Genomic DNA, 13,408 nt, shown 5'->3' on the forward strand with positions numbered 1-13,408 from the left:
ATCCGGATACGTGAAATAATATTAGAATCGGAGGACTTGCAACCGCTTTTCAAAACGGATGGCAAGAATTGAAACGAATCCGGAATAAAAATGTTGAAAATTCCACAATCTAAACTTCTAATCCCTATACTTCACCGAGAAACAAACAATTTCTCCAAACGGAAAAACCGACTTTGAAAACGATTCTATTCTTCCTCTTTGTATTCCTTCCTACATTTCTCTCTTCTGAAACACAAGAAAACTGGAAACCGATCGATCTCAGAACCGGCACTTGGTACGCCGTAGAAGGTTTTCAAGAAAAGAATCTCCGTGGACTCGACCCCGTTTCCAACGAAGTAAAAAAGATCACTTCGTTCCCGATCGTAATGAATGAAATTTTTGAAGTTCCGATCGGAGAAGGTTTGAAAGAATATACTTTGCAGACAAGTTTTTCTTCGGAAGGCGATCTTCAACAAACCAAGATCTACAAACCGATTTTTCTCTATTTGGAATCGATCGGAGAAAACTGGGAAATCTATTTGAACGGATATTCTCTGAGTAAAGAAATCCACCTGGATCCTTCCGGAAAAGAAATGCTCGTAAGAAGAACGATTCGAAATTTTCGTTTGCCTATTGATTCCAGTCTTTTGAAAAAAGGGGAGAATATTCTCACGTTTCATTTGATCGGAGATTCTCCAGCCACCGCTCTTTCTAAAAATTTGGATCTCGGCTTTTATATCGACGGAGATTATTCCATCACAGCGGAACAAAAACTTTCCGGAGATATTTCAACCCTCGTCAATCTCTGTCTCAATACGATTTATATCTTTTTCGGTTTGTATCATCTTCTCATCTATGCAAAAAGAAGGGAGGATCGTTATAACGTCTACTTCGGTTTTTTTAGCGTTTTTATGGCCTTATATTCTCTTTCGCGTTCCACCTACGCCTTTGAAACGATTCACGATACTACATGGATTACAAGAATTGAATATGCTTCCGTGACCTTGCTCGCGCCGTTGTTCTTATTGTTTATGCAGGATTATTTTTACGGAAGAGCCAAGTTTTCAAGAGTCCTCTTCGGGTTTTTTATCTTTAATCTTGGGATTGCGATCGTCACTCTTCTCGAACCTTTCCGTTATACGATGACAAGTTTAAGAATCTGGCAATTCTCGATTCTTCCGACTCTCGTCTATCTTCTTTATTTTATGGGGAAGGCCGTTTATCTCCGAAAGAAAGACGCGACCGTTATGGCCGCGAGTATATTCACCGTCGTGTTTATCGCCGTCTACGACGTGATAGATTCTATGTTTTTTCAATCGGGGTTTCGATTTACCCACTTCGCCTATTTTTTCTTTGTAGTAGCTCTTACAACGATTCTTGCGAATCGATTCATCTCCTTGTATCGTCAATCCGAGGATCTGAACATCGAACTCAGTCAACAGAAACTCGAACTCGCGAGACAGAAGAATGCGTTCTTCCGTTTTGTTCCGGTTCAATTCTTAAACGTTCTCGGAAAAGATTCTGCGGTCGAAGTCAACCTAGGAGATTCCGTTCTCAAAGAGATGAGCGTTCTTTTTACTGACATTCGTTCGTTTACAACGATCTCCGAGCAGATGACTCCGGAAGAAAACTTCAAATTCATCAACGACTATCTCGCGAGTATGGAACCGGTAATTCAAAGACACGAAGGTTTTGTGGATAAGTTTATGGGAGACGGAATTCTCGCCCTTTTTTCCGGAGAAGGGGAAGCGATGAACGTTAGTCTTCACGGAAAAACCTCGGCTGATAAGGCGATTCTTGCCGCGATCGAAATGAAAAAGCGAGTTCAGACGATCAACGCGGAAGCAAAGGATTCTTCTCATTTTAAAGGACTCAAAATCGGAATCGGGATCAACACCGGGAATCTTATGCTAGGGACCGTGGGAAGCCGTTCCAGACTCGATACAACCGTAATCGGAGATACGGTGAACGTCGCTTCTCGTCTGGAAAGTTTGACCAATCTTTATCGCGCGGACATTCTCATTACAAAGAATACACTTTCTTCGATGACGATCGCCGATGGACTCGCGATCCGTGAAATCGATTCCGTAGTGGTCAAAGGAAAGACCGATCCGATCATCATCTATGAAGTCTACGAAGCGGACGCGCCTCATATCCGCAAACTCAAGGATACGACCTTACCTCTGATCACGAGAGGAATCATTCTCTACAAAGTGGCGGACTTTCAAGAAGCCTTGATTAATTTCGAACAAGCTCTCAAAGTATATCCGGAAGATATCGTTTCCATTCTCTATCGGAAACGTTGTCAGGAATATATCGCGATTCCTCCGCTCGGAAATTGGATCGGCGTTCAACACCTTCTCGAAAAGTAATTTCTAACCAGCCAAACAATCGTTGCCAAAGCCAATTCTTCCTGGAAGATTGGTTTCTGATAATTTACAGATTGCAAAGGAAACCTGGTACAAATGATACCCTACACCGTCTATAAAATGATCCATATCTTTGGGATTCTTCTTCTCTTTACCGCATTGGGAGGAGTCACCATGCACGTGTTGAACGGAGGAAGTAAAGAATTCTCCAATCGCAAATTCGTCGGAATCACACACGGGATCGGACTCTTTTTGATCTTACTCGGCGGTTTTGGAATGCTCGCGAGACTTGGAATCCTCTGGCCTTGGCCGGGTTGGGTGATCGCGAAGTTTGCGATCTGGCTTGCTTACGGCGGACTTCTCACGGTAGTTTATAAAAAACCGTCTTTAGCGAAGGTGTTTTGGTTCGGATTCCCTCTCTTAGGAGTTGTCGTATCCTACATTGTTCTCTACAAACCTTTCTGATCTACTTTCAAAATCTGAAGAATTAAGATACATTCGGTATCGAGGAAACAAAAGAGATGGCAAAAGCATCCGCATCCAAATCCGCTCCCAAAGCAAAATCAAAAAAGGATTCTTCTATCAAACCGATTCAAGACTTCGTTGGTTCGAGAAGTCTTCCTTTTCCCGTGGATAGATTAGAAGACGTTCGCAAACGCGCGCGTAAATTCCGAGAGAAGATGCTTTCGGGTTCGCAGGTCGTCTTTTACAGATCTTACGATTTGGTCCGGGTGCCGTATCCAACACGTTATGCGCTTTTGAACGCGTATAGCCTTCCGACTCCCTACATGCACATTCTAAATCGATTGTTCATCATTCAGTATCGAACTGCGGAAGGTATCAAAACTCTTTTGTTTTCTCCTTCCGATCTCGACGGAAACGCGGAAACTCCTTTTTTCAAAAGACTCGCTGAAAGTTTCGGACCGTTTCAATCCATCGGCAAAAAAATCATCGCTCCGATTTTAAACACTGTGGAAGAATGTCTTCAAGACGCGGGAATCTCTCCTGAAAAAGTGGACTACATTTCCTACGATCACCTTCATACACAAGACATTCGTAAATGGTTGGGCGCCAACGGAGAAAAGGGTTACTTTCCAAACGCAAAACTTTTGGTGATGCGAGAAGAATGGGATTCAGTTCAAGGACTTCTTCCTCCACAGTCCGATTGGTATTGCCCCAACGGGACAGGCGGAGTTTCCAGCGATAGAATCGTCGTTTTAGAAGGCGACGTGGAACTTGGACAAGGCGTCGCACTCATTCGAACTCCAGGTCACACTTACGGAAACCATTCTCTCGTCGCCCATACACCCGAAGGAATTTTTGTCTCCAGTGAAAACGGCGTCAGCGCGGACAGTTATTCTCCTTTGAAATCTCGGATTCCCGGCGTAAAGAAATACGCAAAGTCAACCGGAATGGAAGTCATTCTAAACGGAAATACTCTGGAGATCGGACTCGATCAGTATATCTCCATGGTTCAAGAAAAGGAAATGGCGGGAATTTCTTCCAGAAACCCCGATTTCTACAATGTGATGCCTTCTTCCGAGATGACGAGCTATTGGCTTTTTCCGGGAACGTCTCCGACGTTTAGTTTCGGACAATTGTCTTTTGGTTCTCCTGTCACATAAGGAAAAACGAATATGATTCTTTTCATCACCGGCTGCGCCGGCGGGCTCGGAAAAAAATTAGCGGAAGACGCATTCGCGGCGGGACATTCCATTCTGATCACGGACATCAACGAGAAAGAACTCAAAAAATTCTCAGCTCCCTGGAAGAATGAAAAAGAAAGGGTTCTCGTTTCCAAGTTAGACGTCACATCTCCATCCGACTGGAAAAAAGTCATGGACCTCGCGTATAAAAAATGGGGAAGAATCGACGCACTCTTAAACGTAGCGGGTTATCTTCTTCCGGGTTATATCTACGAAGTCCCCGCGGCTCAAATCGATCGTCACATGGACATCAACGCAAAAGGTGTGATGTATGGGACCAGAGAAGCCGCGGTGAGAATGGTCGCTGCCAAAGCGGGTCATATCGTAAATATCGCTTCTCTCGCCGGCGTCGCTCCGATTATGGGAATCGCTCTTTATTCCACTTCTAAATTTGCGGTTCGTGGATTTTCCTTAGCGATCGCGCAAGAACTCAAAGAGAAGAACGTTTTTGTTACGGTTGTTTGTCCGGACGCGATCAAAACTCCTATGTTGGATCTTCAGAAAGACTATGAACAAGCATCTATGACGTTTTCGGGAGACAAGGTTTTAACGGTAGAAGAAGTTTCGAAGATCATCCTTGGAAGAGTTCTATCCAAAAAACCTCTGGAAGTTTTAATCCCTGGAAGCAGAGGAATTCTTGCAAAAATCGCAAACCTATTTCCCGCAATCAGCGCTTACCTCGGGCCGATTCTTCGAAAAAAAGGTCTAAGGAAACAGTCAGCTTACAAAAAAGGATAAGGGAATTTTAGAATCACTTTTTTAGAATCGTACATACGATTCTATCCTAAACGTTACAAGAGAACGACTCTTCCTGAGGGTTGTTCGCAAAATAGACGTTAGGTGAAGAATTCTTCCCGGACTGTTTCATGGAAATATCAAAATCGATTCCCGCACGCGTTATGGCGGGATACGCGGCGGCCGAAGTTGGGATCACCGCCGTAGAAGTTTTAGCTCAGATCTATCTTTTAGAATTTTTTGTCACTGCAGTAGGTCTCCGAGCCTCCCTCGCAGGACTGGCTCTGGCGGTCGCCGTTTTCTGGGACGCAATCTCGGATCCGCTCATGGGTTATCTTTCCGATCATACAAAAACGAAGATGGGAAAAAGAAGACCTTACATCTTGAGCGGGGGAATTCTTCTCGCGTTTTCGGTTTTTATAATGTTTTCTCCTCCTTCCTTGGAAACTCAAACACAGAAGTTCTTTTTTCTTCTGTTCGTTTATCTTTTAGTGAACACTTCGATGACGATTCTCGCGGTTCCGCATATCGCACTCGGGGGAGAAATGACCTTTGTTCCGACCGAGAGAACCCGGATCTTCGGATGGAGATTCTTTTTTAGTAATATAGGTTTTATTCTCGTTTTGATTCTTCCTTCCTTTTATTCCGCTTTGTTTCCAAACGAAAACGAAGTCGCAAGACTTTTGATTACGAGAAATTATACTTCTCTAACGATCGCGGGCATTCTTATCCTGACTTCGTTTATCTCTTTTTTTGCAACTTTGGGAAAAGACAAATCGGAAGAATCCACACTTCCGCAGAATCCGAATCGAAGACAAGAGGTTTCCCTCGGACATTCTTGGTTTTCAAAAATCACTTCCGTTTTTAAGAATCGATATTTTTTACCTCTGATTCTCGCGTTTATCGTAGCGACCTTCGGAAGGACATTCAATTCTTCGATCGTAAATCTATATTATAAATATAGAATTCTTTTAACCGAAGCCGAAATCGGATTGATGATTCTTCTTCCCTTTGTTGTCTGTTTGATTTTATCGATTCTTCTCTGGGTTTATCTTTCCAATCGGTTCGGTAAAAAATGGCCCGCGTTCTGGGGAGTTCTTCTCTTGGGAATTATGACCGTAGTCGTTTATCCTCTTTTTCCGGAAAGGGGAATTCTCCCGATTTTATTTGCCGCGGTCTTCGGCGGATTTTTTGCGGGGGCCGTTTTGCTTTTTGATTCTTTGGTTGCAGACATCGTAGACTACGACGAACTCAAGACCGGAGAAAAAAGAGAAGGGTGGTTCTTTGGACTTTGGAAGATGGCGACCAAGGTCGCGAGGGCGCTCGGTTTAGGCTTTGGTGGAATTCTTCTGAGTGGAATCGGTTATCAAGAAGGATCCGTGGATCAAATCCCTGAATTAGGATTTCGTCTTTCGATTCTTTTCGGACCCGTAGTCGGAAGTTTTTTTATTTTGGGCGCTTTGATCTTCCTTCTGATGCCGCTCACAAAAGAACGACACCAAAGAATCCAAAGTCTTCTTTTGAAAAGAAGGGAAACTCGAAAGAAAAGATTCTCGCCTAACCTGTCTTAAACTTTTTACGGATATTCCTAAGTGCGTCTTGTTTTGATTTTTCCCGCACGGCGGCACGGAGATTCTTTTTCACAGGAATATAGGACTCTGTGCTCGCCAAGGTTTTATGACCTAAGAATTCCTTTACTTGAGCCAGAGGAGATCCGTCCGCGATCAGATGAAGCGCGCGGCTATGTCTGAGAGTAAATACGGTAACGGGACTTGCAATCCCCGCGTTTCTTCCGATCTCCGAAATGATTCTTTCCACGTTTCTAGAAGTTGTATGAGATCCTAAACTTTTTCCCGGAAAAAGATAAGTATTGGCGGAGACCAAGGCTTCCTTTTCGTATTTTTTAATGAGAGATAGAAGTTCCGTCGGAATTTCCACGTTCCTGGATTGAGAAAGAACGCTCGATTTGATCTGAATCCATTTGCGTTTTAGATCCAGATGATTCCATTTGAGAGAAATCAATTCACCGACTCGAAGTCCGCCGTAATAGACGAGACCGCACATCAGCTCGTGTCTTGTATTGGAAGATGCAGATTTTAGAATATTCTGCATCTCCTTAAAAGTGATCGCATTCGGATTGTTATATTCTCGAACGGGTCTTTGAAAATCTCGGAAAAGATCCATTTTCATCACGTCTTCGAAGAACATCTTGAGAGAACTTACGTTGATCTGAATCGTAGAGGAAGAGACCTTCTTCTTTTTGAGATGATCCATATAACGATTGAGATCTTTGAGAGTGATCTTTTCTGCGGGTTTATCCGTGAAGTTGAGAAAATCCACGTTGTATTTAAGATATGTATAAGCCGTAGCTTTTTTATAATTTCTCTGGCGGATGATTTTACTCAACCTTTCGATCGAATGTTTATTCTTTCTCGGAAGTTCCAATTCTGACATCTCTCTTTCCTGCCAAATCTGTGTTAAACTCGTTAGACGTCATTCCACAGATTCCTATTCTTTTTAGTAGCTTTGAAAAAAAGAAATCAAATATTTCCAAATTGTGTCAATTCAATAATCGATTTTCTGAAGAATTCTGTCACAAATCTCTTCGACCTTCAAATCATCTATCTGCAGATAGTGATCGGAAAGGGCCTCATAGTGAGGAAGACGAGATTCTAAGATGTTTTTGTATGAGGCAAGAGCGCTGAGAGCCGGTCGGGTCGGGTCGTTTTGAATCTTTTCTACGAGAACTTCCGTCGAACGGGAAAGTCCGAAAATTGTGGCAATGGATTTTAAGAGTTCCGTCTTTCTCTGACTCAGAATTTCCTTTCCTTTCGAATCCAAGTCGAAAAGAATTCCGCCGCCACAGTCCAAAATGATTCCATCCGCCGCTTTTAGTTTTTCTAAAATTTGAAACTCGAGTTCTCGAAACGGTCTCCAATCTCCTTCCTTTCTCCGTATGAACTCCGGAATTGAAATTCCTCCGATTTCATAGACGGCGATCATATCCGTCGAAACCACCGGCATTCCCGTGATCTTGGATAATTTTCGAGAGATCTTAGATTTACCGACCCCTCTTGGGCCGATCAAAGCGAAATTTTTTTTCAAGCCTGAATCAACTCACGGATATGTTTCTGTATCTCCGGTAAAACCGTATAATACATCTGTAAGTCAGAATCGTTAATTCCTAAAATCTGCAAAGCTTTATTGGAAATCGGATACGACAATCCTGCGATATCGATTCCAACTCCGGCGGCGATCGCAATCGAATTTGCAATGTGTACGGTGGAAACGAGCTCAGGATATTCCGTTTCATTTTCGGGATTACTGTAGTTTTCGGCTACGTGTATGAGTTCTTTTGGAAAATTCCATTTTGCTAATAGTTTTGCGCCCGCTTCTTCGTGAGAATAACCAAAATGTTTTTTCTCGAGTTCGGAAAAAGACGCGGTATGATTTTTCAATTCTTCTCGAAGGGTGATTAGAACCGCCGGAAAAAAATCAGCCAAAATAACTTTGCCGATATTGTGTAATAGCCCGCCCGTAAAAGCGAGGTCAGTTCCGATCTTGAGTTTCTTTTGTTCGCAGATTCTTTTGGAAAGTTCCGCAACGGTAAGAGAATGAATCCAGTTGTCTTCGCCTTCGATCTGATATCCTTTTAAATCCTTTTTGAGAATTCCTTTGGACGCGGTCAGAAGAATGATGTCTTTTACCGTTTTGATTCCAAGGGTCATCAGAGATTCTTGAACCGTCTTGATCGGTTTTGCCGCGCGGTAGTATGCCGAATTGGAAAGTTTGATCACTTCCGCCGTCAAGCCGGGATCGTTGGAGATTTCTTTTGCAAGATCGGGAATGGACACGTCCTGTTTTTGTACCATCTGCATTACTTTCGTAACCACGGAGGAAATTCTAGGAAGTTGGGCATCGTTTAAAAAGAGTTGGTCTATTTTTTCTTTCATCTTTTTTACCTGACCTTGTAGAGGTACTTTTCAAAACCCGCTTTCTTCAAAAGGACGCGTCCGTCGTCCAAATACAAGCTGATGGTTCTTCCATCGTTACCTCCGACATCTTCCACAATTAAAGGAATTTTGTTTTGTTCTAATATGGCACGCGCCGTCAAAATATTCTGTTCTCCGATATTCTGAAGAAAGCTGGATTGAACCCCTTTGAACATAGAGGCGCCTCCAAAAAGACGTCCGGAATAATCCCCCGGATGACAACCCAACTCGATCATCTTTTTGATCAACAGAGGAATTGCGGTTTCCGCGTATTTGAATGGATTCTTCTGTGAATCTTTGCCGCCCGGATCCTTGGAGAGCATGAAGTGAGACATTGCTCCGACTTTTTTTTCGGGAGCGTAAAAGACGACTCCGATACAGGATCCAAGAGTTGTCCTTAGAATTTCGGGAGACTGCCCGCCTTGCAGGTCAGCGATTCCAACATTGACTACCTTAGTTCCTTTTGCCAGCATTTGTATCCGTTATCCGGGTGATATCTCGTTCTAAAAGAGTATCCAAGACAATATAGTAACGTCCCGAATTCTTCAATACTTTTTTGAGACGTTCGAAAAAGTAGATTACCACAATTCGTGAAGTCGCGGTTTTTCTACAAGCAACGATTTTCTTTTTCATTTTGTTTGTAAGAATCTCGAGTAGAATTTCATTTTACGCGACGATCCGGGTTTCATACACTGCTTTTGGAATGGCAAAACAAGCACTCAAAGAAAATATAAAACCCGAGCGTAAAAAAAAGAATTCTACCTCGGAACCCATCGAATCGTTTAAACTCGGTAAAACATCCGTAACTATTCTCGGCACTGCTCATATCAGTCAAAAAAGTATCGACGAAGTTCAAAGAATCATCCGCGAAGAAAAACCGGACACGATCTGTGTGGAACTCTGTAATTCCAGAATGCGTTCGGTAAAAGATTCCGAACACTGGAAGAAGTTGGATATATTCAAAGTTTTTAAAGAAAGAAAGATGTATCTTCTTCTTTCCAGTCTTATCCTTTCCGCGTTTCAGAAAAAATTAGGCAAGGGTTCCATCCGTCCGGGAGACGAGATGAGAATGGCTATCTCCGAAGGAGAAAGAACCGGCGCTAAAATCGTTCCGATCGACAGGGAAGTTTCCACGACCCTCAAACGTGCTTGGTGGAACATCGGACTTTTTAATCGTATGTTTTTACTTTCCGCTTTACTGACTTCACTTTTTGTAAAGGAAGATATCTCCGAAGAAAAGATAGAAGAGATGAAATCGGAAGACGTACTCAAGGATTTATTCTCACAACTTCCAAAACGTTACGAGTCGATTAAAAACGTAATCATCGATGAAAGAGATTCTTATCTCGCTCAAAGAATCAGAGAAGCCGCAGCCGATGGAAAGAAAGTTTTCGCAGTCGTCGGCGCCGGTCACTTGCAAGGAATTATGAATCACGTCCATGAGGACAAGGACATCTCCAGCTTGGATCATCTTCCGCAAAAAACGGCTTGGGATCGTTGGAAGGGGCTGATCGTTCCGGGAATTTTCTTAGGTTTGATTCTTACCGTTTTTTATTTCGGAGGAAGACAACAAGGACAGGAATTTGTTCTTCGTTGGATCCTGGTGAAAGGTGGACTCGCCGCGTTAGGCGCCATCATTGCTCTTGCACATCCGTTGTCAGTGATTCTTGCGTTCTTAGCCGCTCCCGTAGGAAACTTCAACCCGGTCATCAAACCGGGATGGGTTGCAGCGCTTTCAGAATCTTGGCTACGCAAACCTCTCGTCGAAGACTTTGAAAAAATCGCACAAGATTCTGAACACTGGAAAGGTTATTGGAAGAATAACGTGATCCGCATTTTTCTTGTGTTTATGCTTCCGCAAATCGGAAGTAGCATCGGAACTTTTATCGTAACCGCAGATCTATTTCGAGTCATCAAAGGATTTCTGTGAACTTACAACTCCGGAAAATCAAAGCCATTCTCGCGATTGTTTTGGCTTTTTCCGGAGTCGTTTCCATTTCCGCCGAGGAATCCGATTCTTCCGAATTCGAACCCTCGGTGATTATGGAAGACGTGGATCTCCAACCGTATCTCACTTTTTACGAAGATAAAACCGGAAAACTTTCGTTTCCCGAAATTCAAAAAGTATTTCGATCCGGCAAATCCATTCCTCTTTTTAACAACAGTCTTGGTTATTCGGAAGCCGCGATTTGGATTCGGGTTCCGGTCGCAAACTTAGAACGAGGCACTCGAAATTGGGTGCTTCAATACGGCTACAGTCTGATCGATTCAATCCAACTCTATTCCACGAGAAACGGAGCTCTTCCTTTAGTCGTTTCCGGGGACGAACTTCCGTTTGCGACTCGTTTGGCGGAGAATCGAAACTTTCCGTTTCAACTCAGCGAACCTCCTCTTTCCAAAACGGATTATTATCTTCGGATTCAATCCAAAAGTTCCATCATCATTCCGCTAACCGCGTTTTCCAGAACCGAATACCTGGAACAAACCGCCAAGGAATATACGACCCTCGGTTTTTATTACGGCGCGATGATCGTAATGTTTGTGTATAATCTTTTTCTTTTGGTGATGACCCGGGACAAAAGTTATCTCTATTATAGTATATTCATTTTTTTTGATATTCTATTTCAGTTGACTCTCAACGGGTTGTCCTATCAATTTCTCTGGCCGAATAGCCCGGAATGGGGGAATATTTGTCTGCCGTTTTTTATGTTCTGCGCTTTTTTGGCGGCTTGTCTTTTCGGAAAATCCTTTTTAGAATCTTCTAAGATGACTCCAATCACGGATAAATTTTATTATCCTTTGATAGCGATTTGTATTTTCGGATGTGTCGGGTCTCTTAGTTTTTTTACTTATACGTTTAGCGTAGTCTCGAGTATAGTCGTACTTCTTCTGACTCTTCTCCTTCTTTTAATCAATAGTCTGCAGTGTGTTTGGAAAGGACACAGACCGGCGAGATTTTTTCTTACCGCCTGGGCCGTCCTCATTTTAGGAAGTTTTTTATACGCAATGAAAGCTTTCGGAATTTTTCCGGATAACTTTTTTACACAGTGGGGTCTTCAGATCGGATCCGCGATCGAAGTCGCTCTTCTTTCTTTGGGACTCGCGGATCGAATCAAACAACTTTCCTTGAGTTTGGAAACACAGGCTACCACTCTCAATCTTCTCAAACTTCGGCACGAACAATCTGCGATTCAGTATAAGAATCTTTACGAAGGGGAAGAAGACTTTCTTTTTAATCTGGATTCTCACGGAAACATCACCGGAACAAACAAGGCCGTATCCACCTTCCTCGGTTTCAAACCCGGTGACGTAATCGGAAAAAATTTTTTGGAGCTGATGTACAATACCGGAGGCCTCGAAGACGCATTCAAAAAATTGTATGTGATGGAAAGAATGGAAGAACTTTCGAACACGAGAAAGCCGGTTTATTTTCGCGCGGACTTTTTACAGAAATATCTCAAAGAACCGAAGGAACTCCAAGTGCGTCTTCAAGTTCTGGACCACGATTCCGGGCGCGAAATTTTGGGAAGGGCTTACGAACCGGATCAGGATTTGATGGGAAGATTTTTGGACGAAGAAAGAATCGTATTCTCCGTAAACAATTATCTTCAAAACGCGGAACTTCTGAGTCAGAGGCTTACTTTTAATCTCGTCCGATTTACGGATCCTACGATCGCGCTTTCCATTCGGACGAGCCTCAGAGAAATGTTGATCAACGCGATCGAACACGGGAATCTCAACATTTCCAACGAGGACAAGGCTAAGGCTTTGAAAACCGGAAATTACTTTCAGTTCATTCTTACACGACAAAACGATCCGTACTACAGAGATAAAAAAATTCTCGTGGAATATTTTCTTTCCAGACAAAAAGTAGGTTATAGAATTACGGACGAAGGCAAGGGCTTTAACCACGCGAGAACGGTTAGAAACGCGGTAACAAAAACGGAAGAAACTACCTCGTTGCAAACCAGAGGAATCGCATTCGCACTTTCTACCTTTGACGTCGTAAAGTTCAATTCCACAGGCAATAGGGTGACCTTGGTCAAATACTTTAAATGAAACATTCCATTTTTATAATATTATTTCTTTCGATCTGTTCTTCATGCGCGAGTTCAGGCCGCTCCGGAAAAAGAAATCTCCCCAAAGAACTCCCCATAGTCTTGCAGGAACTCTCTTCCTCTTTGAAAAAACAAATCCAGACCAATCGGGAATCTTCATTACCCGAACGAAAGAATGCTCTGAAACTCGCGGTCCTTCCTTTGTTAAACGAAAACGGATCCGTAACGAATCTCGGATCCAATATCTCCGGACAACTTCTCACTCAGATGAACGAACCGGGCAAATTGATTCTCGTCGAAAAATCCCAGTTGAATCGATTGATCGACGAACAGACGTTTCAAAAATCGGGGCTTGTGCTTTCGGATAAGTCACTCGAGATCGGAAAACTTTCCGGTGTGGATCTGATTCTTTTGGGTTCCGTTCAGTTCAACGATCAGACGTTTGTATTACAACTTCGCGTGGTTTCTCTTCAATCCGGAGAAATTTTGGCGTTAGGCGAGGGAGTTTTTGATTCGAACGACGCTCTTTACGATCAATATCGGATTTTGAACAAACCTTAAAAAATCGA

At 43.0% G+C, this 13,408-nt stretch carries 12 protein-coding genes; 8 read left to right on the plus strand and 4 right to left on the minus strand.

Annotated elements, in window-relative coordinates; genetic code table 11:
• The first annotated feature begins 173 nt into the window (after window positions 1–173).
• The 5 genes from A0128_RS20735 to A0128_RS20755 all read left to right on the plus strand — a co-directional run bounded on the left by A0128_RS20735 (window position 174) and on the right by A0128_RS20755 (window position 6,360).
• Window positions 174–2,351: an adenylate/guanylate cyclase domain-containing protein gene (locus A0128_RS20735; protein WP_069609664.1), complete on the plus strand. Its 2,178-nt coding sequence runs from the start codon at window positions 174–176 to the stop codon at window positions 2,349–2,351.
• A 93-nt stretch (window positions 2,352–2,444) separates the two neighbouring features.
• The gene (locus A0128_RS20740) at window positions 2,445–2,813 is read left to right on the plus strand and encodes a SirB2 family protein (RefSeq protein ID WP_069609665.1); all 369 of its coding nucleotides are present in this window, start codon (window positions 2,445–2,447) and stop codon (window positions 2,811–2,813) included.
• A gap of 56 nt (window positions 2,814–2,869) precedes the next feature.
• Complete coding sequence (locus A0128_RS20745) at window positions 2,870–3,973, plus strand: MBL fold metallo-hydrolase (protein WP_069609666.1); 1,104 nt, start codon at window positions 2,870–2,872, stop codon at window positions 3,971–3,973.
• Window positions 3,974–3,985: 12 nt separating this feature from the next.
• Entirely contained in the window at window positions 3,986–4,792 is an 807-nt protein-coding gene (locus A0128_RS20750) for an SDR family NAD(P)-dependent oxidoreductase (RefSeq protein ID WP_069609667.1), read from the plus strand.
• 128 nt (window positions 4,793–4,920) lie between these two features.
• A complete protein-coding gene (locus tag A0128_RS20755) occupies window positions 4,921–6,360 on the plus strand; it encodes an MFS transporter (protein ID WP_069609668.1) in 1,440 nt (479 codons plus the stop codon).
• Here A0128_RS20755 and A0128_RS20760 read toward each other — a convergent pair.
• The 4 genes from A0128_RS20760 to A0128_RS20775 form a co-directional block, all read right to left on the minus strand.
• A complete protein-coding gene (locus tag A0128_RS20760) occupies window positions 6,347–7,243 on the minus strand; it encodes a tyrosine-type recombinase/integrase (RefSeq protein ID WP_069609669.1) in 897 nt (298 codons plus the stop codon). The genes A0128_RS20755 and A0128_RS20760 overlap by 14 nt on opposite strands.
• 111 nt (window positions 7,244–7,354) lie before the next feature.
• Complete coding sequence (locus A0128_RS20765; RefSeq protein WP_069609670.1) at window positions 7,355–7,894, minus strand: shikimate kinase; 540 nt, start codon at window positions 7,892–7,894, stop codon at window positions 7,355–7,357.
• Window positions 7,891–8,742 (minus strand): HDOD domain-containing protein, encoded by an 852-nt coding sequence (locus tag A0128_RS20770; protein ID WP_069609671.1) that lies wholly within the window; start codon window positions 8,740–8,742, stop codon window positions 7,891–7,893. Before A0128_RS20770 ends, A0128_RS20765 begins: the two co-directional genes overlap by 4 nt.
• A gap of 5 nt (window positions 8,743–8,747) precedes the next feature.
• Window positions 8,748–9,254 carry a chemotaxis protein CheD gene (locus A0128_RS20775; protein ID WP_069609672.1) on the minus strand — a complete coding sequence of 169 codons (507 nt, stop codon included), beginning with the start codon at window positions 9,252–9,254 and terminating at the stop codon, window positions 8,748–8,750.
• A gap of 230 nt (window positions 9,255–9,484) precedes the next feature.
• Here A0128_RS20775 and A0128_RS20785 point away from each other — a divergent pair, with 230 nt between their 5' ends.
• Genes A0128_RS20785 through A0128_RS20795 form a run of 3 tightly spaced genes read left to right on the plus strand, consistent with a single transcriptional unit; the run spans window position 9,485 to window position 13,400 of the window.
• Window positions 9,485–10,711: a TraB/GumN family protein gene (locus tag A0128_RS20785; RefSeq protein ID WP_069609674.1), complete on the plus strand. Its 1,227-nt coding sequence runs from the start codon at window positions 9,485–9,487 to the stop codon at window positions 10,709–10,711.
• Complete coding sequence (locus A0128_RS20790; RefSeq protein ID WP_069609675.1) at window positions 10,708–12,840, plus strand: 7TM diverse intracellular signaling domain-containing protein; 2,133 nt, start codon at window positions 10,708–10,710, stop codon at window positions 12,838–12,840. Before A0128_RS20785 ends, A0128_RS20790 begins: the two co-directional genes overlap by 4 nt.
• Entirely contained in the window at window positions 12,837–13,400 is a 564-nt protein-coding gene (locus tag A0128_RS20795) for a FlgO family outer membrane protein (protein ID WP_069609676.1), read from the plus strand. The genes A0128_RS20790 and A0128_RS20795 overlap by 4 nt, the downstream gene beginning before the upstream one ends.
• Window positions 13,401–13,408: the final 8 nt, after the last annotated feature.

Source organism: Leptospira tipperaryensis (assembly GCF_001729245.1).
Taxonomy (GTDB): domain Bacteria; phylum Spirochaetota; class Leptospiria; order Leptospirales; family Leptospiraceae; genus Leptospira; species Leptospira tipperaryensis.

Coding starts and splice junctions, on each gene's coding strand:
- A0128_RS20785 (WP_069609674.1), top strand. CDS start 9,485: ATGGCAAAACAAGCACTCAAAGAAAATATAAAACCCGAGCGTAAAAAA.
- A0128_RS20750 (WP_069609667.1), top strand. CDS start 3,986: ATGATTCTTTTCATCACCGGCTGCGCCGGCGGGCTCGGAAAAAAATTA.
- A0128_RS20740 (WP_069609665.1), top strand. CDS start 2,445: ATGATACCCTACACCGTCTATAAAATGATCCATATCTTTGGGATTCTT.
- A0128_RS20755 (WP_069609668.1), top strand. CDS start 4,921: ATGGAAATATCAAAATCGATTCCCGCACGCGTTATGGCGGGATACGCG.
- A0128_RS20775 (WP_069609672.1), bottom strand. CDS start 9,254: ATGCTGGCAAAAGGAACTAAGGTAGTCAATGTTGGAATCGCTGACCTG.
- A0128_RS20760 (WP_069609669.1), bottom strand. CDS start 7,243: ATGTCAGAATTGGAACTTCCGAGAAAGAATAAACATTCGATCGAAAGG.
- A0128_RS20745 (WP_069609666.1), top strand. CDS start 2,870: ATGGCAAAAGCATCCGCATCCAAATCCGCTCCCAAAGCAAAATCAAAA.
- A0128_RS20770 (WP_069609671.1), bottom strand. CDS start 8,742: ATGAAAGAAAAAATAGACCAACTCTTTTTAAACGATGCCCAACTTCCT.
- A0128_RS20795 (WP_069609676.1), top strand. CDS start 12,837: ATGAAACATTCCATTTTTATAATATTATTTCTTTCGATCTGTTCTTCA.